Here is a 381-nt window from a genome sequence, read left to right as displayed (position 1 = left end):
CGGGAGGCGGCCGGTACGGCGGAGCCGGAGGCCGGGGACGGGGTTCCGGCCTAGTTGACCTAGTTGACCTAGTTGACCTAGTTGACCTAGTTGAAGGGAACGGCGTCCTTCGGCGCGGTGTGCCAGTTGGTGACGACCGGCTTGTCGACGGTGATGGTGCCGACCTTCAGGGAGACCGGGTTGGCGTCGTCGTTGCCGATGGCGACGATGATGCTGTCGAGCTCCTTGCCCCAGTCGGTGTTGGTGGTCTTGGGGTTGACCCCCGCGTAGGCGGTGGTGCCCCCGCTCAGCGTGATCGCCTTGCCGACGGACTGCTCGGCGGGCCCGGCCTCGGTGCCGTCGGACCCGAAGGCGACGGTGGGCAGCGCGGCCGGCATGACG

The 381-nt window shown here is 68.8% G+C and carries 1 protein-coding gene; it reads right to left on the bottom strand.

The window, feature by feature from the left end:
• Positions 1-86: 86 nt before the first annotated feature.
• On the bottom strand, positions 87-381 hold a 295-nt coding region (locus G3I71_RS50005), incomplete at its 5' end, for a DUF4232 domain-containing protein (protein ID WP_164325637.1).

The sequence above is a fragment of the Streptomyces sp. SID12501 genome, assembly GCF_010550245.1.
GTDB lineage: Bacteria > Actinomycetota > Actinomycetes > Streptomycetales > Streptomycetaceae > Streptomyces.
This window is presented reverse-complemented; position numbering and strand designations above follow the sequence as displayed.